24 protein-coding genes are annotated in these 24,768 nt (G+C 30.9%); 12 read left to right on the top strand and 12 right to left on the bottom strand.

All coding sequences use genetic code 11. The annotated features are described in order from the left end of the window. Positions 1-6 precede the first annotated feature (6 nt). The 12 genes from mdh (at position 7) to atpC (ending at position 15,555) form a co-directional block, all read left to right on the top strand. Complete coding sequence (mdh, locus tag ACIJYG_RS06380) at positions 7-969, top strand: malate dehydrogenase (RefSeq protein ID WP_435088169.1); 963 nt, start codon at positions 7-9, stop codon at positions 967-969. A gap of 2 nt (positions 970-971) precedes the next feature. After that, on the top strand, positions 972-2,132 hold the full coding sequence (gene sucC / locus ACIJYG_RS06375) for an ADP-forming succinate--CoA ligase subunit beta (RefSeq protein ID WP_435096503.1): 1,161 nt from the start codon (positions 972-974) through the stop codon (positions 2,130-2,132). A gap of 1 nt (position 2,133) precedes the next feature. Beyond that, a complete protein-coding gene (gene sucD, locus ACIJYG_RS06370; RefSeq protein WP_435096500.1) occupies positions 2,134-3,009 on the top strand; it encodes a succinate--CoA ligase subunit alpha in 876 nt (291 codons plus the stop codon). Positions 3,010-3,043: 34 nt separating this feature from the next. Next, positions 3,044-5,953 (top strand): 2-oxoglutarate dehydrogenase E1 component, encoded by a 2,910-nt coding sequence (locus tag ACIJYG_RS06365; protein WP_435096498.1) that lies wholly within the window; start codon positions 3,044-3,046, stop codon positions 5,951-5,953. 6 nt (positions 5,954-5,959) lie between these two features. Further along, positions 5,960-7,279, top strand: coding sequence for a 2-oxoglutarate dehydrogenase complex dihydrolipoyllysine-residue succinyltransferase (odhB, locus tag ACIJYG_RS06360; RefSeq protein WP_435096495.1), 1,320 nt, complete (start codon positions 5,960-5,962; stop codon positions 7,277-7,279). Then, complete coding sequence (lpdA, locus tag ACIJYG_RS06355; RefSeq protein WP_435096492.1) at positions 7,280-8,680, top strand: dihydrolipoyl dehydrogenase; 1,401 nt, start codon at positions 7,280-7,282, stop codon at positions 8,678-8,680. It begins immediately after the preceding gene. A 22-nt stretch (positions 8,681-8,702) separates the two neighbouring features. Further along, on the top strand, positions 8,703-10,658 hold the full coding sequence (gene priA / locus ACIJYG_RS06350) for a replication restart helicase PriA (RefSeq protein ID WP_435096489.1): 1,956 nt from the start codon (positions 8,703-8,705) through the stop codon (positions 10,656-10,658). A gap of 108 nt (positions 10,659-10,766) precedes the next feature. Further along, on the top strand, positions 10,767-11,324 hold the full coding sequence (gene atpH, locus ACIJYG_RS06345; RefSeq protein WP_435096486.1) for an ATP synthase F1 subunit delta: 558 nt from the start codon (positions 10,767-10,769) through the stop codon (positions 11,322-11,324). After that, positions 11,325-12,860 (top strand): F0F1 ATP synthase subunit alpha, encoded by a 1,536-nt coding sequence (gene atpA, locus ACIJYG_RS06340; RefSeq protein WP_271487867.1) that lies wholly within the window; start codon positions 11,325-11,327, stop codon positions 12,858-12,860. Positions 12,861-12,866: 6 nt separating this feature from the next. Beyond that, on the top strand, positions 12,867-13,742 hold the full coding sequence (locus tag ACIJYG_RS06335; protein WP_435096482.1) for a F0F1 ATP synthase subunit gamma: 876 nt from the start codon (positions 12,867-12,869) through the stop codon (positions 13,740-13,742). A 2-nt stretch (positions 13,743-13,744) separates the two neighbouring features. Then, positions 13,745-15,163, top strand: a complete 1,419-nt coding sequence (gene atpD / locus ACIJYG_RS06330; protein WP_435088146.1) for a F0F1 ATP synthase subunit beta — start codon at positions 13,745-13,747, stop codon at positions 15,161-15,163. Beyond that, complete coding sequence (atpC, locus tag ACIJYG_RS06325; protein ID WP_435088144.1) at positions 15,163-15,555, top strand: ATP synthase F1 subunit epsilon; 393 nt, start codon at positions 15,163-15,165, stop codon at positions 15,553-15,555. Before atpD ends, atpC begins: the two co-directional genes overlap by 1 nt. Here the strand turns inward: atpC and ACIJYG_RS06320 are convergent. The 12 genes from ACIJYG_RS06320 to metX form a co-directional block, all read right to left on the bottom strand. Next, positions 15,548-16,024, bottom strand: a complete 477-nt coding sequence (locus ACIJYG_RS06320) for an RNA pyrophosphohydrolase (RefSeq protein ID WP_435096479.1) — start codon at positions 16,022-16,024, stop codon at positions 15,548-15,550. The genes atpC and ACIJYG_RS06320 overlap by 8 nt on opposite strands. A 4-nt stretch (positions 16,025-16,028) precedes the next feature. Beyond that, positions 16,029-17,168: a S41 family peptidase gene (locus ACIJYG_RS06315; protein ID WP_435096476.1), complete on the bottom strand. Its 1,140-nt coding sequence runs from the start codon at positions 17,166-17,168 to the stop codon at positions 16,029-16,031. Continuing rightward, positions 17,165-17,515 carry a ribosome silencing factor gene (gene rsfS, locus ACIJYG_RS06310; protein ID WP_435096473.1) on the bottom strand — a complete coding sequence of 117 codons (351 nt, stop codon included), beginning with the start codon at positions 17,513-17,515 and terminating at the stop codon, positions 17,165-17,167. Before rsfS ends, ACIJYG_RS06315 begins: the two co-directional genes overlap by 4 nt. Positions 17,516-17,532: 17 nt before the next feature. Beyond that, positions 17,533-18,054: a nicotinate (nicotinamide) nucleotide adenylyltransferase gene (gene nadD / locus ACIJYG_RS06305; RefSeq protein WP_435096470.1), complete on the bottom strand. Its 522-nt coding sequence runs from the start codon at positions 18,052-18,054 to the stop codon at positions 17,533-17,535. Position 18,055: 1 nt separating this feature from the next. Continuing rightward, positions 18,056-19,306, bottom strand: coding sequence for a glutamate-5-semialdehyde dehydrogenase (locus ACIJYG_RS06300; RefSeq protein WP_435096467.1), 1,251 nt, complete (start codon positions 19,304-19,306; stop codon positions 18,056-18,058). Position 19,307: 1 nt separating this feature from the next. Beyond that, positions 19,308-20,414: a glutamate 5-kinase gene (gene proB, locus ACIJYG_RS06295; protein WP_435096464.1), complete on the bottom strand. Its 1,107-nt coding sequence runs from the start codon at positions 20,412-20,414 to the stop codon at positions 19,308-19,310. Next, complete coding sequence (gene cgtA, locus ACIJYG_RS06290; protein ID WP_435088131.1) at positions 20,404-21,387, bottom strand: Obg family GTPase CgtA; 984 nt, start codon at positions 21,385-21,387, stop codon at positions 20,404-20,406. The genes proB and cgtA overlap by 11 nt, the downstream gene beginning before the upstream one ends. Before the next feature lie 27 nt (positions 21,388-21,414). After that, the gene (gene rpmA, locus ACIJYG_RS06285) at positions 21,415-21,669 is read right to left on the bottom strand and encodes a 50S ribosomal protein L27 (protein WP_008544325.1); all 255 of its coding nucleotides are present in this window, start codon (positions 21,667-21,669) and stop codon (positions 21,415-21,417) included. Positions 21,670-21,681: 12 nt separating this feature from the next. Beyond that, positions 21,682-22,095, bottom strand: coding sequence for a 50S ribosomal protein L21 (gene rplU / locus ACIJYG_RS06280; RefSeq protein WP_028035976.1), 414 nt, complete (start codon positions 22,093-22,095; stop codon positions 21,682-21,684). Between the two features lie 65 nt (positions 22,096-22,160). After that, positions 22,161-22,880 (bottom strand): hydroxyacylglutathione hydrolase, encoded by a 720-nt coding sequence (gene gloB, locus ACIJYG_RS06275; RefSeq protein WP_435096461.1) that lies wholly within the window; start codon positions 22,878-22,880, stop codon positions 22,161-22,163. A gap of 1 nt (position 22,881) precedes the next feature. Beyond that, positions 22,882-23,478 (bottom strand): methionine biosynthesis protein MetW, encoded by a 597-nt coding sequence (metW, locus tag ACIJYG_RS06270; RefSeq protein WP_435096458.1) that lies wholly within the window; start codon positions 23,476-23,478, stop codon positions 22,882-22,884. 2 nt (positions 23,479-23,480) lie between these two features. After that, positions 23,481-24,599: a homoserine O-acetyltransferase MetX gene (gene metX / locus ACIJYG_RS06265; protein WP_435096455.1), complete on the bottom strand. Its 1,119-nt coding sequence runs from the start codon at positions 24,597-24,599 to the stop codon at positions 23,481-23,483. Between the last annotated feature and the right edge of the window lie 169 nt (positions 24,600-24,768).

The following is a 24,768-nucleotide window of genomic DNA, read 5'->3' as shown; positions in this document are numbered from 1 at the left end:
AAAAACATGACTAAAATATCATTAATTGGTGCAGGTCAAATAGGCGGAACATTAGCACACTTAATTGGAACAAAAGAGCTAGTAAACGAAGTAGTTTTGTTTGATGTTGCAAGCGGAATAGCAAAGGGAAAAGCTTTAGATATAGCGCAATCTTCATCAGTTGATGGTTTTAATGTAAAATTTTCTGGCACAGATGACTATAAAGATATTAAAGACTCTGATGTAATAATTATTACTGCTGGTGTACCAAGAAAACCAGGCATGAGCAGAGATGACTTATTAGGAATTAATTTAAAAATTATTAAACAAGTAGCAGAAGGAATTAAGCAAAATGCCCCTAACGCGTTTGTTATATGTATTACTAATCCTTTGGATGTCATGGTAATGGCATTTCAAAAATTTTCAGGTTTACCAGCTAACAAGGTTGTTGGAATGGCTGGAATTTTAGATAGCTCAAGATTTAAATTATTTTTGTCTTTAGAATTAAATGTTCCTGTAAAAGAAATAGATGCAATGGTAATGGGTGGACATGGAGATACTATGGTACCAATGCCTAGATTTACAAAAGTTTTAGGAAAACCTTTGCTTGATTTAGTAAAAGAGGGAAAAATTTCCAAAGAAAGATTAGAGGAAATAAATCAAAGAACTAGAGATGGTGGGGCTGAGATAGTGAAATACCTTGAAAAAGGATCTGCATTTTATGCGCCTGCAGCATCAGGAGTTCAGATGGCAGAAGCATATTTAAATGATGAAAAAAAATTATTACCATGTGCTATTCAGTTAAATGGTGAGTATGGTGTGAGCAATGTTTATGCAGGTGTTCCAGTAATTATAGGAAAAGATGGAGTAGAGAAAATTGAGCAAATTGATTTAGATGATAAAGAAAAAAAAGAATTTATGCATTCCATTGACGCAGTCAAAGCTCTTTGGGAAGCAGCGTCTAAAATAGATCCTGATCTTTCTAAGTAATAATGAACATTCACGAACATCAAGCCAAACAAATTTTAAAGAAATATGGTGCAACCGTTCCAGAGGGTGTGTTTGCACTTTCTGTTGATGAATTAGTAGAAAAAGCAAAATCATTAAATACAAAAAAATATGTATTAAAAGCACAAATCCATGCGGGTGGAAGAGGTAAAGCTGGAGGAGTAAAAATTTTAGATACTATTGAAGAGTTAACTGATGCAGCAAAAGAACTGATGGGAAAAACTTTGGTAACCCATCAGACAGGTCCTGAGGGTAGAGAAGTTAAAAGACTCTACGTTGAAGAGTCGTCAAATATAGATAAAGAGTTTTATTTATCATGTTTAGTCGATAGAGCTAGTTCTAAAATAGCTTTTATATCTAGTGATCAAGGAGGGATGGATATTGAAGAGGTAGCAAGTAGTTCACCTGAAAAAATTATAACAACAAAAGTTGATATAAATAATGAAATTTCAGATAAAGAATGTGAGGAGATAGTTAAAATCTTTAACTTAAGTGATAGTGCAAAAAAACAAGCAATTTCACTAATAAAATCAATTTATCAAATGTTTATAAATACTGATGCAAACATGGTTGAAGTTAACCCCCTAATTTTAACTAAAGAAGAAAAAATAATTTGCTTAGATGCAAAAGTAAATTTTGATTCTAACGCTTTATTTAGACACCCTGAAATTGTTGAGTTAAGAGATTTAAATGAAGAAGATCCAACAGAAATAGAAGCAAGCAAACATGATTTGGCTTACATTAAATTAGATGGAAGTATTGGCTGCATGGTTAATGGAGCAGGACTTGCTATGGCAACAATGGATATAATTAAATTATATGGAAAAGAACCAGCTAATTTTTTAGATGTAGGTGGTGGTGCTTCTAAAGAAAAAGTTTCTGCGGCTTTAAAGATAATTCTATCTGATAAAAATGTTAAGGGAATTTTAGTTAATATTTTTGGGGGAATAATGAGATGTGATGTACTTGCTCAAGGGGTAGTCGATGCTGCTAAAGAAATAAATATTAGTGTTCCATTAGTTGTTAGACTTGCAGGAACAAATTTCAAAGAAGGAAAAGAAATATTAGATAATTCAGGATTGAAATTGATATCTGCTGAAAATTTAGATGATGCAGCTAAAAAAATTGTAGAGGCAATAAAATAATATGTCTGTTTTAGTAAACAAAAACACAAAAGTAATTTGCCAAGGTTTTACAGGCGCACATGGTACTTTTCATTCTGAGCAAGCAATTAAATACGGAACTAATTTAGTTGGAGGAGTAACTCCTAAAAAAGGTGGTCAAAAGCATTTAGATAGACCTGTTTTTAATAGTGTTATTGAAGCAAAAAATAATGTTGGTGCGGACGCATCAATGATTTATGTTCCTGCTAAATTTGCTGCTGCAGCTATTATAGAGGCAATCGATGCATCTGTAGAATTAATTGTTTGCATTACTGAGGGTATTCCAGTTCAGGATATGCTTAAAGTTAGACAAAAATTAAATGGTTCTAAAAGTAGATTGATTGGACCAAATTGCCCAGGAATAATTACGCCAGATGAATGCAAAATTGGAATTATGCCAGGAAATATTCATAAAAGAGGTTCAGTCGGAATTGTATCTAGATCTGGAACTCTCACTTACGAAGCAGTTGCACAAACGACTGAGAACGGTTTAGGCCAATCAACTTGTATTGGTATTGGAGGCGACCCAATAAATGGAACAAACTTTATTGATTGTTTAGATTTGTTTTTAAATGACGAAGAAACAGAGTCTATTTTAATGATAGGAGAAATTGGGGGTACAGCAGAAGAAGAAGCTGCAGAATTTGTTAAAAATCACAAAATTAAAAAACCAATTGTTGGTTTTATTGCTGGAATTACAGCTCCACCAGGACGTAGAATGGGCCATGCAGGAGCTATTATCTCAGGAGGAAAAGGTGGCGCCGAAGATAAGATTAAGAAAATGGAAGAATCTGGCATTACAGTAGCAAAATCACCTTCAATAATTGGTAAAACTTTATTTAATAAATTGTCAAATTGAAAAATAATATTAGAGGATTATATTAAATAGATAGATGTCAGCATCAAAAAATCTCGAATACGAAAAAACCTCATTTTTAAACAAGTCTAATAGTGCATTTATTGAGCGAATGTACCTTAAGTTTGTTAACAAAGATGCAGATTTACCAGATAGTTGGAAGGATTATTTTGAGGGTATCGGAGATGAATTAAATATTATTGCAAAAGAAATTAATGGCCCTTCTTGGGGTCCTAAAAAAAACAAAATAGATATTGATGAGCTTCAGAAAAAAATTGATCAAGAAGATCATAACTCCAATGGTGCTGCTTCTAATGTGGGTGATACGAATGTAAATTCATCTGGATCAAACGAAGATTCAATAAAAGCTGTTTCGATGATAAGATCTTATAGGCAAAGAGGACATCTCATAGCTAAATTAGATCCATTAGAATTAATTAAATCAGATTATTTAGATGAACTTCACCCTGAGTCATTTGGTTTTAAAAAATCTGATTATAAAAAAAATATTTATTTAGGTGGTGTGATTAATAAACAAAATTCAAATATAAAAGAAATTTTAGAATTTTTAAAAAAAACTTATTGTGGATCAGTTGGATATGAATATATGCATATTTCAAATCCTACAGAGAGAAAGTGGTTTAGGGATAGAATTGAAAAATCAGAAGATGATTTAAGTTTTACTAAAAATGGTAAGGAAGCTATTTTGAATAAATTAATTCAAGCCGAGGGGTTTGAAAAATTTCTTCATACCAAATATGTTGGTACCAAAAGATTTGGATTAGATGGTGGAGAGAGCTTAATACCAGCTTTAGAACAAATTATTAAGATTAGTGGTCAATCACAAGTAAAAGAAGTAAAAATTGGAATGTCCCATAGAGGTAGGTTAAATGTTTTAGCCAATGTGTTGCAAAAATCATATAAGAGAATATTTAATGAATTTGCTGGAGAATTTGGAACTTCATCAGATGAGGGTGCGGGTGATGTAAAATATCATTTAGGTGCTTCATCTAATAGAGAATTTGATGGAAATTCAGTTCATGTTAGTTTAACTGATAACCCTTCACATTTAGAAGCAGTTAATCCAGTTGTGCTAGGTCAAACTAGAGCAAAACAATATTTCCACAAGGATAAAGAGAGAAACAAAGTAATACCAATTTTAATTCATGGCGATGCTGCTTTTGCAGGCCAAGGTGTTGTAGCTGAATGTTTTGCAATGTCTGGACTGCCTGGACATAATACTGGTGGTACAATTCACATAATAGTTAATAATCAGATAGGATTTACGACAAGCCCAAGATTTGCCAGGTCTTCCCCATACCCATCTGATGTAGCAAAGATGGTTGATGCTCCAATAATTCACGCAAATGGAGATGATCCAGAAGCTGTTGTTTATGCGGCTAGAATAGCAACAGAGTTTAGACTTAAATTCAATAGAGATGTAGTTGTAGATTTAATTTGTTACAGAAGGTTTGGTCACAATGAAGGAGATGAGCCATCATTTACGCAACCTTTGATGTATGAAAAAATTAGATCTCATCCTTCAACAATAAAAGTTTATGGTAAAAGACTTGTAGATGAAAATGTAATTTCAAATGAAAGTTTAGATAATTCAATTAAGACTTTTAAAAACTTGCTTGATGATCAGTTTAAAAATGCAAAAGATTACAAACCAAAAATTGCTTGGTTTGAAGGTACGTGGTCAGCATATAAACCTGAAAAAGGAAAAGATAAAAGAGGAGTAACGGGAGCAGATACTAAAAAGCTTTTACAAATTTCAGAAAAAATAAATGCTTCATCGGATGAATTAAATTTACATAAAACGATAGTCAAAATATTAAATAATAGAAGAGAAGCTGTTAAGAGTGGATCCAATATTGATTGGTCAACAGCTGAAGCTTTAGCATTTGGATCTCTTTTAGAAGAGGGCTATCCAGTAAGATTGGTTGGGCAAGATTCTGGAAGGGGAACTTTTAGTCAGAGACATTCAGTATTAAGAAATCAAAAAAATAACAGTCGATATGTTCCTCTAAATAATATTTCAAATAATCAAAAACAATTTGAAGTTGTTGATAGCTTTTTATCAGAATTAGCTGTTCTGGGATTTGAATATGGTTATAGTTTGGTTGAACCAAATACTCTTACTCTATGGGAAGCACAATTTGGAGATTTTGCGAATGGTGCACAAGTTGTGATTGATCAATTTATTGCATCAGGAGAGAGAAAATGGAGAAGAGCTTCTGGATTAGTAATGTTATTGCCCCATGGATATGAAGGTCAAGGACCAGAACACTCATCAGCTAGATTAGAGAGATTTTTACAGATGTGCTCAAATGACAATATGCAAGTTATGAATTGTACAACACCTGCAAATTATTTTCATGCTCTTAGAAGACAAATGCATAGAGATTTTAGAAAACCATTAATTATGATGACTCCAAAATCTTTACTTAGAAATAAATACTGTGTATCAAATTTAGAAGATTTTAGTAAATCGAATTCTTTTCATAGAATACTTTGGGACCATGCAATAGACCCACAAACAAAAGGTTTTATAAAATTAAAAGAAAGTTCAGAAATTAAAAAAGTAATAATGTGTTCAGGTAAAGTTTATTTTGATTTATTGGAAGCTAGAGAAAAATTAAAAAAAGATGATGTAATTTTATATAGAGTTGAGCAACTCTACCCATTTCCTGCGAAAACTCTTGTTAAAGAGCTTAAACCATACGCAAAGAATGCTAAATTTTTTTGGTGTCAGGAAGAGCCTAAAAATATGGGTGCTTGGTTTTCAGTTAGAGATTATATCCAATGGACATTGGATACTATTAAGGCTAATAATAATGAAATTTCTTATATAGGAAGAAGCCCCGATGCATCCCCAGCAACAGGATATGCAAAAAGGCATAATTCTCAACAACAAGAAATAATTGATAAGGTTTTTGAATAATTATAGATGAGTGAAAAAATTGTAGTTCCTGTTCTTGGCGAAAGTATTACTGAGGCAACAGTTGCAAAATGGCTAAAAAATGCTGGTGATGCTGTTGACGCTGATGAGCCAATCGTAGAGCTTGAGACAGATAAGGTTAATCTTGAAGTGCCATCTCCTATTAAAGGTATTTTAACAGAAATAAATTCAAAAGATGGCTCTGTGGTAGAAGTTGGAGCTTTGTTAGGCTCAGTATCAGAGAGTGGATCAGCAGGGTCAGTTAAAAAAGAGGAAATTAAAAAAGTAGAACCCACTCAAAAAGAAGATAACGTAATTAAATTAGATGCATCTAAAAAAGAACCAAAAATTTTTGAGGAAAAACCAGAAGAAAAAACTGAAGATGAACCATTAGTTTTAACTGATGAAGTCATAGAAGAAGAAACTCCAAAGGCCAAAATAGAAAAATTAGAGCCTAAAACCAATACAGAAAGCCAAACACTTTCACCAGCTGTTAGAAAAATTGTTACAGAAAATAAAATAGATATTAATTCAGTTCAAGGCTCAGGAAAAGATGGAAGGGTTTTAAAAGGTGACCTAATAAGTTTAATGGGAGCTAATCCACAACCTTCAGAAAGAAAAGCTCAGTATGGTCAAGAAGAAAGAATTAAAATGACCAGACTAAGACAGACGATAGCTAAGAGATTAAAACAAGCACAAGAAAATGCAGCTTTGTTAACTACATTTAATGAAGTTGATATGACTAATATTATGGAAATGAGAAAAGAAAATCAGCAAGATTTTCAAAGTCGTTATGGAATAAAATTAGGTTTTATGTCTTTTTTTGTTAAAGCGTGTGTTGTTGCATTGAAAAATTTCCCAGCAGTAAATGCTGAGATAGATGGTGATGAAATAATTTATAAAAATTATTATAATCTTAGTTTTGCTGTAGGTACCGAAAAAGGTTTGGTTGTACCTGTATTAAGAAATGCTGATGAATTATCATTTGCTGATATTGAAAAAAATATTAAAGAAATTTCAGAAAAAGCAAGAGACGGAAAATTAACTATTGAAGATCTTCAAGGTGGAACATTTACAATTAGTAATGGTGGTGTGTATGGATCAATGTTATCAACACCAATATTGAATCTTCCTCAATCAGGGGTACTTGGAATGCATAATATTGTTGAAAGACCAGTTGTGGTTGATGGAGAAATAAAAATTAGACCTATTATGTATTTAGCTTTGTCATATGATCATAGAATAATTGACGGTAAAGAGTCAGTTTCATTTTTAAAAATGGTTAAAGAAAATTTAGAAGACCCTAGACGGTTATTTTTGGATATTTAAATGTCAGAAAAATTTCAAGCAGTAGTAATTGGAGGGGGTCCTGGTGGTTATGTTTGTGCTATTAGGCTTGCTCAACTTGGACTTAAAACAGCCTGCATAGAGTCAAGAGGATCACTTGGGGGAACGTGTTTAAACGTTGGGTGCATTCCCTCAAAAAGCCTATTAAATTTATCTGAAGAATTTCATAAAGTTCAAAATTTATCTAGTAAAGGAATTGAAGTTGGAGAAGTTAAGCTAAATCTAGAAAAAATGATGAAAAGTAAAGATAAAGCAGTGACTATTCTTACTAAGGGAGTCGAGTTTTTATTGAAAAAAAACAAGGTGACCTATTACAAAGGAACTGGAAGCTTCAAATCTCAAAATGAAATTATAATTAGAGATGATCAAAACAAAGAGACAGTTATAGAGGCTGAAAAAACAGTGATAGCAACTGGTTCTGTACCAATGTCATTACCTGGAATAGAAATTGATGAGAAAGTTATTGTATCTTCAACTGGAGCATTAAAATTAGATAAAGTTCCAAATAAAATGGTTGTAGTGGGAGGTGGTTACATTGGATTAGAAATGGGATCAGTTTGGTCAAGATTAGGAGCTGAAGTGCAAGTAGTAGAGTTTTTAGATCATATTACTCCAGGTATGGATAAAGAAATTTCCTCAGAATTTATGAAGATTTTAAAAAAACAAGGCATCAAATTTAATATGCAAAATAAAGTTGAAGCTATTCAAAATAATAAAACAGGAGCAGTTGTTTTAACAGTTAATAAAGATGGAAATAAAAATAATTTTGATTGTGATGTAGTTCTTATTTCTGTTGGACGAAAAGCAAACACTAATGGTTTAAATTTAGAAGCTATTGGGGTTGAATTAGATGAAAGAAAAAGAGTTAAAACAGACAATATGTTTAAAACAAACGTTGATAACATATATGCGATAGGTGACGTTATAAGTGGACCAATGCTTGCCCATAAAGCAGAAGATGAAGGAATTGCGGTTGCAGAAAATATTGCAGGTCAATCAGGTCATGTAAATTATGATACAATTCCTGGTGTTGTTTATACTACCCCTGAGGTTGCATCAATTGGCAAGACAGAAGAACAATTAAAAGAATTAAACACAAAATATAAAATTGGTAAGTTTTCATTCATGGCAAACTCTAGAGCAAAAGCTATAGATGACGCAGAAGGGTTTGTAAAAATTTTAGCAGATGAAACTACAGATAAGGTTTTAGGTGCACACATTATTGGTCCTCACGCAGGAGAGCTTATTGCAGAAATAGGTGTTGCTATGGAATTTGGTGCAAGCTCTGAGGATATTGCAAGAACTTGTCACGCTCACCCAACATTTTCAGAAGCTGTTAAAGAAGCAGCATTATCAGTAGATAAAAGAGCAATACACTCTTAATAAATTTTCATATTATTAAGATATGAAAGTACCGATTCTTTTACCAAATATCTTTAACCATCCTTTTACTTACGAAAGTGATATTAATTTAAAAGTAGGAGATTATGTAGTTGTACCTTTTGGTAAATCTAAAATCACAGGAGTAGTTTGGGATGAATTTGAAAAAAAAAATAATAGAAATTTTAAGATAAAGAGTGTTTTAAAAAAATTAGACGTTTCTCCATTAAAAAAAACAACTATCAAATTTCTTAACTGGTTTTCAGAATACAATATAATTCCTAGAGGAATGGCTTTAAAACTAGTTTTATTAAGTAGTAATGCTGTAGAAAAATTTCAACAAGATACTCACAAAATTTTTGACACAAATATCAAAAAAAATTCAATAAAGCTTTCTGAAGAACAAAAAAAATCCCTTAAAAAAATGAATTTTTCTAATCAAAAATTTAGGGTTCATGTTCTTCAGGGAACAACAGGCTCAGGAAAAACCATGGTATATTTTGAAGCCCTTAAAGACATTATAAACAAAGGTTTTCAGGGCTTAATTTTATTACCTGAGATTGGCTTAACAGGTCAATTTGAAAAAAAATTTATAGAATTCTTTGGCTTTACTCCAGCAGTTTGGCATTCTGGTATTACAAAAAAAAAGAAAGAAATTATTTGGAGTGGAATTGCAAACGGGGAAATAAAAGTTGTCATTGGAGCTAGATCATCATTATTTTTACCATTTAAAAAACTAGGTCTAATTATTGTTGATGAAGAACATGACCAATCTTATAAACAAGATGAAGGAGTTACCTATAATGCAAGAGACATGGCTATTTCAAGAGCGTCATTTGAAAATATTCCTATCAATTTAATTACAGCTGTTCCATCAATTGAAACTTATGAAAATATTAAAAAAGGTAAATATAGTATTTCTAAATTAGAAAAACGTTATCAAAATGCATCATTACCAAATTATGAAATAATCAATCTTAATGAAACAAAATTAGAAAAACAATCTTGGCTTTCAAAAAAAATAATTGAGAAAGTAAATTTTCATCTTGATAAAAACGACCAAGTATTATTTTTTTTAAATAGAAGAGGTTTTTCTCCACATGTACTTTGTAATAAATGCTTTAATAGTTATTCGTGTCCAAATTGTTCAATCAATTTAGTTTATCATAAAAATAAAAATAATTTATTGTGCCATTATTGTGGTTTTAAATCTTCTTTGAAAAGAACTTGTGTAAAAGATGGTGACTGTGAGTTTATTTTTAGTGGGCCTGGTGTGGAAAGAATATCTGAAGAAGTTAAAAAAAACTTTCCATCAAAAAAAATAGAAATTTTTTCGAGTGATACTATGAATAAAAAAGACTCTAGCGATAAATTAGAAAAAATAATTAATAATGAAGTTCAAATATTAGTTGGAACACAGTTGATCTCTAAAGGTTTTCATTTTCCAAGCCTTAATTGTATTGTGGTAGTTGATATTGATCTTTCGTCTCAAGGACATGATCTGAGAGGAGCTGAAAAAAATTTACAGTTATATCACCAGCTTTCTGGCCGTGCAGGAAGAACAGGTAAACCTGCTACTGTGTATTTTCAAACTTATAATACTAATACTAAAATGATTTCAGATTTAACAAATAGTAATCCGGACATCTTTCTTGATAGAGAATTAGATATTAGAAGACAAAACAAGCTTCCACCATTTCAAAGATTTATTTCATTAATTCTAACAGGAGACAATGAAGTAAAATTAGAAAAAGAAGCTTTTTATTTTAAAAATTTTATCGAAAAAAAAATTAATGGAAGAGTTTTAGGACCGGTCAGCGCACCTATTTTTAGACTAAAAAGAAAATTTAGAATAAGAATGTTAATTAGAGGTTCAAAATCTCTCAAATTACAGAATTCAATCGCTGAAATTATCCCAAATTACAAATTTTCATCAGGAATAAAACTTTCAGTTGATGTTGATCCAATAAACTTCAATTAACCTTTAAAAAAAGGACTTTTAAACGAATGTGCTACTTGAAGACATTATGGTCATATGCTAATTAGAGCGTGATTTTAAAATAATCTTCAACATAACAGAGGTACCAAGTTGAGTAAAAATAAGGGATTTTCAATAACTTCAGCTGAAAGATATTCTTTAGCTTTGTATGAGCTTGCAAGTGAAAGCAATGTTCTTTCTCAAGTAGAAGATCAGTCCTCATCTATCTTAAGCCTGATTTCATCAAGTAAAGATTTCTCAGATCTAATTAAAGATCCAACTAATAGCCAAGAAGATCTTTTAAAAGTTATAGATATTATTTCTAATGAAAACAAATTTGAAAGTTTATTAAAAAATTTCTTAAGTTTTTTAATTACTAAAAGACGTTTTTTTTATGTAGATCAAATTTTAAAGAGCTTCATTGAAACATGTTCTCAAAAAAAAGGAGAATTAAAAGCAGAATTAAAATCTGCAAAAGAATTATCTGGCGATGAAATATCAAAAATTACAGAAGAGCTTACTAAAAATTTTAGCTCAAAAATAAAATTAAACTACAAACATGACGAAAGTTTAATAGGAGGTTTAATAGTACAAGTTGGAAGTACTATGGTTGACACCTCAATTAAAAATAAATTACAACAAATCGAAAACAGAATGATAGAGGCATAAATGGAAATAAATCCTTCAGAAGTAACAAAGATATTAAAAGAACAAATTAAAAATTTTGGTGATAAAGCAGAAGTAACTGAGGTAGGACAAGTTTTATCAGTGGGAGATGGTATCGCTAGAATTTATGGTCTCGACAATGTTCAAGCTGGAGAGATGGTTGAGTTTGCAGATGGCTCTAAAGGTATGGCCTTAAACTTAGAGAGTGAAAACGTTGGGGTTGTAATTTTTGGAGATGACAGAAATATCAAAGAAGGTGATACTGTAAAAAGAACTGGGAACATTGTTGATACTCCAGTCGGAAAAGAATTATTAGGTAGAGTTGTTGATGGGTTAGGAAATCCAATTGATGGCAAAGGACCTTTAGATAAAAGTGTTAAAAAAAGTAGAGTTGAAGTAAAAGCTCCAGGAATTATTCCTAGACAGTCAGTTAGTGAGCCTATGCAAACAGGTCTTAAATCTATTGATAGTCTAGTTCCAGTTGGAAGAGGTCAGCGTGAATTAATTATTGGTGACAGACAAACAGGTAAAACTGCAGTTGCAATTGACGCTATCATTAACCAAAAGAAAATTAATGAGTCTGGTGATGAGAAACAAAAACTTTATTGTATTTATGTCGCTATTGGTCAAAAAAGATCAACTGTAAGACAAATTCAAAAAACATTGGAAGAAGCTGGAGCAATGGAATACACAACAATCGTTGCTGCAACAGCATCTGACTCTGCGCCACTTCAGTTTTTAGCACCCTATACAGGTTGTACAATGGGTGAATATTTCAGAGATAATGGAATGCACGGTTTAATTATTTATGATGATTTGTCTAAACAGGCTGTTGCTTATAGACAAATGTCCCTATTGTTAAGAAGACCTCCAGGACGTGAAGCTTACCCTGGTGATGTATTCTATCTTCACAGTAGATTGTTAGAAAGAGCAGCAAAATTAAGTGACGAGCATGGTGGAGGTTCTCTAACAGCGCTTCCAATTATTGAAACACAAGGTGGTGACGTATCAGCGTTTATTCCAACTAATGTAATTTCAATTACTGATGGTCAGATTTTCTTAGAAACTGAACTTTTTAACCAGGGGATAAGACCAGCTATTAACGTAGGTTTATCTGTTTCAAGGGTTGGTTCTTCAGCACAAACAAAAGCGATGAAAAAAGTTTCTGGATCAATGAAATTAGAGTTAGCACAATATAGAGAGATGGCTGCTTTTGCTCAATTTGGATCTGATCTAGATGCTTCAACACAACAACTTTTAAACAGAGGTTCAAAATTAACTGAACTTCTAAAACAAAAACAATACTCACCAATGACAGTAGCTGAACAAGTTATTTCTGTCTTCTGTGGAGTAAAGGGATATTTGGATGATATTGAATTAAAAGATATTGCTGAATTTGAAAATAAAATCATTGAAAAATGTAAGTCTGATAAACCTGAAATAATTGATTCAATTCAAAGCTCAGGTAAACTTGAAGATGATAAAGAAAAATTACTAATTGAAGTAATAACTCAATTAAAGGAAAACTTTAAATCTTAATTTATTATGGCAAGTTTAGACGACCTTAAAAAAAGAATAGCTAGTGTAAAGTCTACACAGAAAATTACCAAAGCTATGAAGATGGTAGCAGCAGCAAAACTTAGAAGAGCCCAAGAAAGTGCTGAGAAGGGAAGGCCTTATTCAGAAAAAATGAATAATATAATTCTAAATCTTTCTAGTGGGATTTCTGACAAAGAAAATGCTCCAAAATTATTATCTGGATCAGGTAATGATAAAGTTCATTTATGCGTAGTGATGACTTCCGATAGAGGTTTGTGTGGTGGTTTTAATTCAAATATTATTAAAAAGGCCAAAAGCTATTTTGCTAAGCTTTCAAAAGATGGAAAAGATCTAAAGATCATTACTGTAGGTTCAAAAGGTAACGACCAACTTAAAAGAGCCTATAGTGACAAGATAATTGCAAATATTTCATTCAAAGAGTCAAAACATGCTAACTATTTTGATGCTGAAAAAGTTGGTAAAATGGTAATTGAAAAATTTGGAGCTGAAGAGTTTGATGTTTGTACTATTTTTTATAACCAATTTAAAAATGTAATTACTCAAATTCCTCAAGCACAACAAATAATTCCTTTAAATGTTGAAAATTCAGAGGATGATAAATCTGAGGATAGTTACGAGTTTGAACCAGATGAAGATGAGATTTTAAGCAATTTATTGCCAAAAAATATTTCAACACAAATATTTAAGGCAATGTTAGAGAATTCAGCTAGTGAACAGGGCTCAAGAATGAGTGCAATGGATAATGCAACCCGAAACGCAGGTGAAATGGTTGACAAGCTTACTATTGAGTATAATAGAAGTCGTCAGGCAGCAATTACTAAAGAACTAATAGAAATCATATCAGGAGCAGAGAGTTTATAATTATGAGCAAAGGAACAATTACACAAGTTATTGGAGCAGTAGTAGACGTAAAATTTGATGGAGATCTTCCAGAAATTTTAACAGCCTTAGAATGTAAAAATGGAGACAACCGACTAGTTTTAGAGGTTGCTCAGCATTTAGGAGAATCTACTGTTAGAACAATTGCAATGGATGCTACTGAAGGTTTAAAAAGAGGTGACGAGGTGACAAATACTAAAGCGCCTATCCAAGTTCCAGTTGGCCCTGAAACATTGGGAAGAATTATAAATGTAATTGGAGAGCCTATTGATGAAAGAGGCGAAGTAAAAACAAAAGAAAGCTGGCCTATTCACAGAGCTGCACCAGAATTTAACGAACAATCTACTGAAACAGAAATATTAGTTACAGGTATTAAGGTAATTGATTTACTAGCACCATATGCAAAAGGTGGAAAAATTGGACTGTTTGGTGGAGCTGGAGTTGGAAAAACAGTTTTAATTATGGAATTAATTAACAACGTTGCAAAAGCACACGGTGGATTTTCAGTATTTGCAGGAGTTGGAGAAAGAACTAGAGAAGGAAACGATTTATACCATGAGATGATAGACTCAGGTGTTATTAAAAAAGATGGAGCTGGATCTAAAGCTGCACTAGTTTATGGACAAATGAACGAGCCTCCAGGAGCTAGAGCTAGAGTTGCTCTTACAGGATTAACTGTAGCTGAATATTTTAGAGATCAAGAAGGTCAAGATGTTCTTTTTTTCGTAGATAATATATTCAGATTTACACAAGCAGGTTCTGAGGTGTCAGCACTATTAGGTAGAATACCATCGGCTGTTGGTTATCAGCCTACACTTGCAACTGACATGGGTAACCTTCAAGAAAGAATTACTACTACTAATAAAGGATCGATTACATCAGTACAGGCTATTTATGTACCTGCCGATGATCTAACTGACCCTGCGCCCGCAACATCATTTGCTCACTTGGATGCTACTACCGTACTTTCGAGACAAATTGCAGAAATAGGTATTTATCCTGCAGTTGATCCACTTGATTCTACTTCAAGAATTTTGGATCCTAGAATTGTTGGTGATGAACATTATAGAGTTGCTAGAGAAGTTCAAAAAATCTTACAAACTTATAAATCGCTACAAGATATAATAGCTATTTTAGGTATGGATGAATTATCTGAAGAAGATAAGTTGGTTGTAGCAAGAGCAAGAAAAATCCAGAGATTTTTATCTCAACCGTTCTTTGTTGCTGAAGTATTTACTGGATCGCCAGGTAAATTAGTTGATTTAGACTCAACAATAAAAGGCTTTGCTGCAATTTGTAAAGGTGACTACGATCACCTGCCAGAAGCAGCTTTTTATATGGTTGGAACTATAGAAGAAGCAATAGAAAAAGCTGAAAAAATGGCTAAGGAAGCTGCTGCTTAATGAGTGAAGAGTTTAAGATTGAAATAGTAAATCCAGAAAAATCTTTTTTAGTTAAAGAAGATGCATCTGAAGTTGTTGTTCCTGCCTTTGAAGGTGAGATGGGAATACTTAAAGATCACATTTCTATAATTTCATTTTTAAAGCCAGGTATTATAAAAATTTTGTCAAAATCTGGTGATGAAAATTATTATGTTGAGGATGGAATTGTTGAGTTTAAAAATAACAATTTATCAATCCTGACAAGCTCGATATTTAATCTCACAGATTTAGATAAATCTAAGCAACAAGATCTATTAAAATTGGCTGAAGAGGAAGCAAGCAACCCTGAGATAAATGACCAATCTAAATATTTAGTTGACCAAAAACTTGAAGTACTAAGATCTCTTAATTAATAATCTTTTTAACTTTTTCCTGGAGTTCTTTGTAAACGTGTAGCTTAAAATCTACCACAACTTCTGTAATTTGATCAATATCAATCCATTTCCAATCTAAAAACTCTGGATTTTTAGTTTTGATATTAATTTCTTTTTCTTCTCCTATAAATTTCATTAAAAACCACTTTTGTTTTTGACCTTTGTATTTACCTTTCCAAATAATTCCTAACAATCGATCAGGAAGTTCGTAGGTTATAGAGCCATCTAATTCTTTGATTAGTTCTACACTTTTAACACTAGTTTCTTCCTCAAGTTCTCTGTAGGCAGCTTTTAAAAAATCTTCTCCCTCATCAACCCCACCTTGAGGCATTTGCCAAAATTTTTTAGCATTATCGATCCTTCTTGCAACAAAAACTTTATTATCATTATTTAATAAAATTATTCCTACCCCAATTCTTAGCGGTAGTTCGCTAAAATTTTTTTTCATATTACTATCCGTTTAGTAGCTTAATTGCGTAATTTAGCTGATTATCGGTAACAGTTTTAATTCTAAAGTCATCACCTTCTTCATTGACTTCAATATCTGGTCTTACACCAACTTCTGATATAGATTTTCCAGATGGAAGATAATATTTTGCAATTGTTAATCTGATAGCTCCTTTGTTTTTTAGAGGAATTATTGACTGCACAGATCCTTTTCCGTAACTACTTTCACCAAGTATAATTGCTCTTTTATGGTCTTTAAGAGCTCCAGCAACAATTTCAGATGCAGATGCAGAACCATAGTTGATCAATACCAATAAAGTTTTTCCATCAGTAATATCTCCTTTTCTTGCAAACCATTTTCTATTCTCTGATTTTTTTCTACTTTTCGTTGATACTATTTCACCATTTTCTAAAAAAAAGTCAGAAATTTTTATTGCCTGAGATAATAGACCTCCAGGATTATTTCTTAAGTCCAATATAAATGCTTTTAAGTTTTCATTTTCTTTAAGTTTTTTAATCTGTTTTTTAATCTGTTGACTACTGTTGTCGTTGAAAGAAGTTAATCTGATGTATCCTATATTATTTTCCAATAAATCTGATTTAACAGATTGTACTTCAATTATTTCTCTTGTTATGTTGAATGTAAGAGCTTTTTTTACTCCTCTTCGTCTCACAGTTAGCTCAATGCTAGAACCAACTGGACCTCTCATTAAATCAACTGCTTCACTTAAGGATTTTCCTTGCACCTGAGTGTTATTAATTTTTACAATATAGTCCCCAGCTTTAATGCCAGCTTTTGATGCAGGAGTGTCATCTATGGGTGAAATTACTTTTACAACACCTGATTCCATACTAACTTCAATTCCAAGACCACCAAACTCTCCACTAGTTTCGGTTTGCATCTCTTGAAAAATTTCTGGTGACATATAAGCGGAATAGGGATCAAGTGACTGAAGAAGACCATTAATAGCCGAGTCCATGCTTTCAGATTGATTAATTTCATCTACATATTCTTCATTTATCTTTTCAAGGACTTCTCCAAATAGATCAATTTTTTTATAAATATCTATTTCAGCTGAATTTATTGAATACGAGAAAAAAAAAGAGGTTAAAAAAATTATCAAATAAAGTTGAATTTTTTTCATATAATTACCTTTTCTTTTGGAATTAGTTCTGACCAAATTTTTTCAAGCTCATAAAACTTTCTTTTTTCAGGATGAAATATATGCACAATCAAATCAATTCCGTCAACCAGCTTCCATTCACTACTTTCTTTACCTTCAATTTTTGAATTTTTGATACCATTATCTTTTAACTTTTCTAAAACCTGCTCTGATAAAGACTGTATATGTCTTGAAGAAGTACCACTTGCAATAATCATATAGTCTGCCATTGAACTTTTATCTTTAAGGTCAATAGTTACAATGTCTTGAGCTTTGTTAAGATCCAGTGTGTCAATTACAACTGATTTAAGATCTGAAATTTTATCCATTAGTTAAAATAAGACTATCAAATTTTTCTTAATTGAGAAGATGAAATGTTGACTTTTTTAAATTCAACAAATGTAAGAGTTTTATTGTTAAACTTCTTAAATGTCTTTGATTTTAAAGAATTTTTTTTATATCCGTGACGATCGAATACGATGATATTACATTTTTGAGTAATTAATTCTGATTTGTGCCATCTATGAAAATCAATCAGGTTATCCGCCCCCATTAAAAAATAAATTTCAAAGTTTTTATTTTTTTTAAGATGGTTAATTAGATCAATAGTTTTATTAGATTTAATTATATTTTCATAAAATTTTACTTTTATAAAAGAATTCAATCCAATTATTTTTTTACAATCCTTAATTTTTTTTGCAATAGGTGTCTTGCTCTCAGATTTAAGTGGATTTTGCTTAGTAATAGCCCAAATAATTTTTTCAAGTTTGAATTTTTTTTTAGCTTCTTTAGATATTGCTAAATGACCTTTGTGAGCTGGATCAAATGAACCTCCCAAAATTCCAATTTTAACTTTTTTTATATCCAAGTTATTCTCTTATTTTTCCTTTACTTGAGATTTCATATTTGTATGAAACTAACTGCTCTAAGCTAACAGGGCCTCTTGGAGGTAGTGTATTAGTTGATATACCTACTTCTCCACCAAATCCGAATTCACCACCATCTGCAAACTGTGTTGAAGTATTATGCATTGCAATAGAGCTTTTAACATTTTTTAAAAACTTATTAGCTGTTTTTTTATTTTTAGTAATAATTGAGTCAGTATGCATTGTTCCATATTTGTTTATATGATTGATAGCTTCATCAGAACTTTTAACAACTTTAACCGATACAGCAGCTGTTAAATATTCTGTAGACCAATCTTTCTCTTTAGCTGGATAAACTTTACCTTTGTAATATTTTCTTATGATATTATCACCGTATATTTTACAATTTTCATTCTCAAGTCTTTTTAAAATTGGATTACAAAATTTTTTAACTATTTTCTCATGAAGTAAAATAGTTTCGGTCGCACCACAAATAGCTGTATTTCTTAATTTAGCATTATAAATAATATTTGATGCCATATTTAATTCTGCATCTTTATCAATAAACGTGTGACAGATACCTTCTAGGTGGCCGATTGTAGGAACTGTTGAAAACTCTTGAACTCTTTTAACTAAATTTTTTCCACCTCTAGGAATTATAACATCAATGTATGGTTTCATTTTTGAAAGCATAATGTCGACCATTTTTCTATCTTTAGAGTCTACAAATTGAATATAATTTTCATCCACATTATTTTTTTTAAGAGCTTTTCGAAATAATTTTGCCAATATTCTGTTGGTATTCAAAGCTTCTGATCCACCTTTTAGAATTACAGCATTACCAGACTTAAAGCATAGACCTGCTACATCAGATGTTACATTGGGTCTACTTTCAAAAATAACACCAATTACGCCAATTGGTATAGTTACTCTTTTTATATTTAATCCATTTGGTCTACTCCATTTTTTTAGAGTTACATTTACAGGATCTTTTAGTTTAGAAATTTTAATGACAGAATCTTTGATATTTTTGAGTCTTACTTTATCAATTTGTAGTCTGTTAATTAGATTTTCTTTAATTCCTTTACTTTTAGCAAATTTAACATCTTTTAAGTTTTCTCTTAATATCGATTTATTTTCTTTATCAAGTAATTTAGCGTAAAGATTTAAAACTTTATTTTTAGTATCTAAATTAATTTTTTTTTCGGAGGCTTTTCTACTTTTAATACCTATTAATTTCATTTTTTTAATCATTTTAAATCTCTACCATATCATCTTTGTGAATAACTTCTGATTTTGCAACATAACCTAGTAATTTTTCTATTTGATTTGAATGATTTCCCATAATTTTAATTATTTCATCAGATGTAAAAGAACTTAAACCTCTTGCACATTCGTTGTTTTTTTTATCTAGAATTTTGACATGATCCCCTTTACTAAATTTTCCTGAAATTTTTTTAATCCCAGCAGCTAATAAGCTTTTTCCTGATCTTAAAGCTTTTTTTGCACCATCATCAATTATAATTGATCCTTTTGGCGCAATAGAACTTATGATCCATTTTTTTCTAGCATCAAGCTTTGAAACTTTAGAATTAAACCAAGTGCAATTATTTTTTTCATTAATCATTGAGATAGGATTTAAGAGTAGTCCATTTGCTATAACCATATTACAGCCTGCTAATTGACAGATTTTTGCTGCTTCAATTTTAGTTTCCATTCCACCACTACCATATTCGTTTACACCTTTAATATTAATCTCTTTTAAATCTTTTTTTATATCATTTACATTTTTGATTAATTCAGCATCTTTGTAAATTTTTGGATTTTTTGTGTAAAGACCATTCACATCTGAAAGAAGAATTAAAGTGTCAGCATCTGAAATTTGTGCAACTCTAGACGCTAGTCTATCATTATCACCATATTTTATTTCAGTTGTGGCTATTGTGTCATTTTCATTAACGATTGGAATAAAACCTAAATCAAATAAATTTTCAAAAGTTCTTTTAGCATTTAAAGATCTTCTTCTTTCCTCTGTATCCTCAAGAGTTAATAGGATTTGTGAAATATTTAGCTTATATTTTGTAAATGTTTGAGAAAATAAGTTCATCAGTTCGATTTGCCCGATTGAAGCTATAGCCTGACTCTTATCTAGTTTAATTGTTTTTTTATTTATATTCATTTTCTTGCATCCAAGCGCTATTGCACCTGAGCTTACAATTACTACTTTTTGATTTTTATCTTTTAATTTTTTGATATCTTTTGCAAAACTAGAAAGCCATTTTTTTCTAATCTTTTTATTGTTATCTACGAGAAGTGAAGATCCTATTTTGACAACTATTATTTTAGAATTTTTAAGAGACATATGACAAAAGTTTTGCTTTAATTTTAGATATAGAGTCTTTTTCTAATGTAGTCATAGTCATTATTTCACAATTTTTACCTTTTGAAAAATAATCAATTACATCTTTAACAGTATCTTCATCTACTAAATCTATTTTATTAAGTACTACAAGCTCTTTTTTATCAATTAATTTTGAGCTGTAACTTTTTAATTCATTTTTAACTTGTTCGTAAGACTCATTTAAATCTAAGTTCGTAATATCTATAAGATGCAATAATGATTTACATCTTTCTATATGTTTTAAAAACTGTATACCAAGACCAACACCTTCATGAGCACCTTCTACAAGTCCTGGGATATCTGCAATAGTAATTTCTTTATCATCATAAGATGCAACTCCTAAATTAGGATTTAAAGTAGTGAATCTATAATTTGCGATTTTTGGATTTGCGTTTGTTATTGCAGCCAACAAACTTGATTTTCCAGCATTTGGTAAACCAATTATTCCAATGTCAGCAATTGTTTTTAATTGAAGCCAAATTGTAAACTCTTCTCCAATTCCACCTTTGGTAAATTTTCTTGGGGCTCTATTTGTAGAACTTTTAAACCTAGTATTTCCAAGTCCACCTTTACCACCAATAGCAACGACAAAATCTTCTCCTTTTTTATTAAAATCAAATAGTAAAGTTTTGTTGTCTTCTTCAAAAACTTGAGTTCCAAGGGGCACCTTTAAAAATAAATCGTCACCTCCTTTACCTGTACGATTTTGTCCAGCACCATTTTCTCCTCGTTGTGCCTTATGATGTTGTTGGTACCTATAATCTATAAGTGTGTTAAGATTATCTTCAGCCTTTAAAATTATTGATCCACCCTTTCCTCCATCACCTCCATCGGGACCTCCATACTCAACATATTTTTCTCTTCTGAAGCTTGGTGAGCCATCACCACCGTTTCCAGCTTTAATATAAATTTTTACTTGATCTAGGAATTTCATAATACAACATCTATTTAAGTTGTACTATTAATTGGGCTTTACTGAAACGAAAGTTCTATCTGCTTTAGATTTTTTGAACACAACTTTACCTTTTACTACTGAAAAAATAGAATGATCTTTACCCATTCCTACATTTTCTCCAGGAAAAATTTTAGTTCCTCTTTGTCTTACAATTATATTTCCAGGTATTACTGTCTCACCACCGTACTTTTTAACACCAAGCCTTCGCCCAGCACTATCTCGTCCGTTTCTCGATGATCCACCTGCTTTTTTTGTTGCCATAACTTACCTAATTTATTTATTTGCCGCTTCTGTTTTTGGTTTAACTTCAGCTTCAACTTTTTTAGTTGGTTTAACCATTTTTTCTGCCTCAGATAAAACTTTACCATCTTTAGAAAAAATTTTGTTAATTCTAATCATTGTATGTTCTTGTCTATGACCATTTTTTCTTCTTGAATTATGTCTTCTTCTTTTTTTGAAGATTAAAATCGTTCTGTCTTTACCATTTTTAATTAAATCAGCTTCTACTTTAGCACCTTCAACATGTGGGGTACCTATTTCTATAGATTTATCATCTCCATATGCAAGTATTTCGTTGAATTCTATCTTAGACTCAGGTTTTGAGTCTGGTAATTTTTCAATTTTCAGGATTTCACCAGCTTTTACTTTATACTGTTTTCCACCTGTTTTTATTATAGCGTAAGACATAGTAAGAATTTAAATTTAAGTTACCGCAATATAGTTGTAGCAAGGTTTTAGTCAAGTTGAATTAACTAGAAATTATCCTTTAAATCTCTCAATTTTGAAAAGGATTCAACGTTTTTTGCTCTTAAAAATATATTACATTCTATTTCATCTTTGACATTAGAGGGGATAGTGGGCAGGTTATTTTTAAGCTTTTCATTAATTTTTGATATTTTGTTTTGTAAATTTATATTTTTAGGCTCATGTTTGATACAAAACTTGGAATTTTGAAGTGTGTATTCATGTCCACAATAAATTTTAGTGTCCTCAGGAAGCCTTTTTATTTTTCCTAAAGAGTTAAACATTTCTTGATAAGTGCCTTCAAAAATTTTTCCACAACCAAGAGAAAATAGTGTGTCACCAGTAAAGATTAGTTTTTCTTTAAAAAAATGAAAACTAATATGACCTGTCGTATGACCAGGTACGTGAATAATTTTTGCCTCAAAGTTATCAGCTTTCCAAATTTGACCATCCTCAAGTAAAACTTGGATCTCTGGAATTCTATTAGCGTCATCTTTATAGCCAACTACAATTGAATTGTATCTATTTTTTAGATCTATATTTCCTCCAATATGATCAAAATGATGATGTGTATTTAGAATATATTTTAGAGTAATATTTTCTTTTTCAATAAAATTAATAACTGGTTCAGACTCACTTGGGTCAATAACACATGCTGTATTATTAGACTCATCAATTACTAAATAACTGTAATTATCTTTTAAGCAGTGAATTATTTCTATTCTCATATTATTTTTCAATTAAAAATATACCTAGATCAGCAAATAAATTTTTAAGACCTAAATTAGTATCATTAATTGATGATACGTTTTCATTACTTAGAGCTATCGATTTGAAAATTTTAAAATTTCTAGATTTTACAAAATGAACAAAATCCTTAATTGTACACATATGTAAATTTGGAGTGTTATACCATTCATCAGGCAATGTTTTAGTTATAGGCATTGTTCCTTTAGTTAATAAATGAAGTCTAATTTTCCAATAACCAAAATTAGGTATGGTAACTATTGCTTTTTTTCCAACTCTTAATAATTCATTTATTACCAGTTCAGGATTTAAAAATGCCTGAAGTGTTTGACTTAAAACAACATAATCAAAAGATTTATCAGGAAATTGGATTAAATCTTTCTCAGCATTTCCCTCAATTACTGTTAATCCTTTTGCTATACATTTTTGAACTTTATCTTTTGAGATTTCTAATCCTCTAATGTTAATATTTTTATTATCTTTTAAAAATTTCATTAAAGTGCCATCTGCACACCCAACATCCAAAACTTTTTTATCTTTTTCAATTAAATCAGCAATAACTTGGAATTCATTTTTCATAATTAATTATCTGTATAAGATTTATCTAAAAAATTTTTAAGAGCACTTAGAAAGTCTGGGACATCAAGTAAGAAAGAATCATGTCCTTTATCTGACTCGATCTCAACAAAACCAACGTCAGCACCAATAGCGTTTAAAGCAATTACGATATCTTTATTTTCCTGAGTAGGATAAAGCCAATCTGATGTAAAAGATATTATGAAAAATTTAGCTTTAGTTTCTTTAAAAGCATCTGATAAATTTCCGTTAAATTGTTTAGCTAAATCAAAGTAATCCATAGCTCTTGTAATATAAAGGTAACTATTTGCATCAAATCTATCTACAAAAACTGATCCTTGGTATCTCAAGTAACTTTCAATTTGAAAATCAGCATCAAATCCAAATTTTAGATCTTCTCTTTCTTGTAATTTTCTCCCAAATTTTTCTTGAAGGCCTTTTTTTGAAAGATATGTGATATGAGCAGCCATTCTTGCAACTGCCAAACCTTTATTGGGTATAGTATCTTTGGAATTATAATCTCCTTCATTCCAATTACTATCTGCAGCAATCGCTTGTCTTCCAAGTTCATTAAACGCAATATTTTGTGCTGAATGACTTGAGGTACATGCAATAGGAATTACAGTTTTAGCCTTATCTGGAAAATTACTAATAAATTGCAGAACTTGCATTCCACCCATTGATCCCCCCACAATAGAAAAAAGTTTTTCTATACCAAAGTGATCTAGTAAATTATTCTGAGCATTTACCATGTCATTAATAGTGATTACAGGAAAATTGGTACCAAAAACTTTTTGTGTATTTGGATCTTTGTGACTTGGACCAAATGAGCCGAGGCATCCACCAATCACATTTGAGCAGATTACAAAATATTTGTTTGTATCAATTGCCTTATCAGGACCTACAGCATAGGACCACCAGCCATCTTTATTTGTAATTGGATTTTGGCCAGTTACAAATTGGTCACCTGTAAGTGCATGAAAAACTAAAATAGCATTATCTTTTTCTTCATTTAAAGTTCCATAGGTTTCGTATGCAATTGGAAAATCATTGATAGTTTTCCCACAGTCAAGTTTAAGTGGTTTTTTAACTATTAGAGTTTTTAAGTTTAATTCCGTATTCATAATAAATGCTATTATTTGAATTGAGAGAAAAAAAACAATTTTAGCGGTTTTTTTTAAGCGCTCGCAATTCAGTTAAATCAGCGCATAAATTTTGTACTAGATGTTATTTATTATGTCAATTTTTTTAAAAATTGTCTTATTCTATGTAAAATTTTATAATTTTATCTAT

The organism is Candidatus Pelagibacter bacterium nBUS_27 (assembly GCF_051200985.1).
Taxonomy (GTDB): Bacteria; Pseudomonadota; Alphaproteobacteria; order Pelagibacterales; family Pelagibacteraceae; genus Pelagibacter.
The sequence above is the reverse complement of the archived record's forward strand: the minus strand, read 5'-3'. Positions and strand labels throughout refer to the sequence as shown.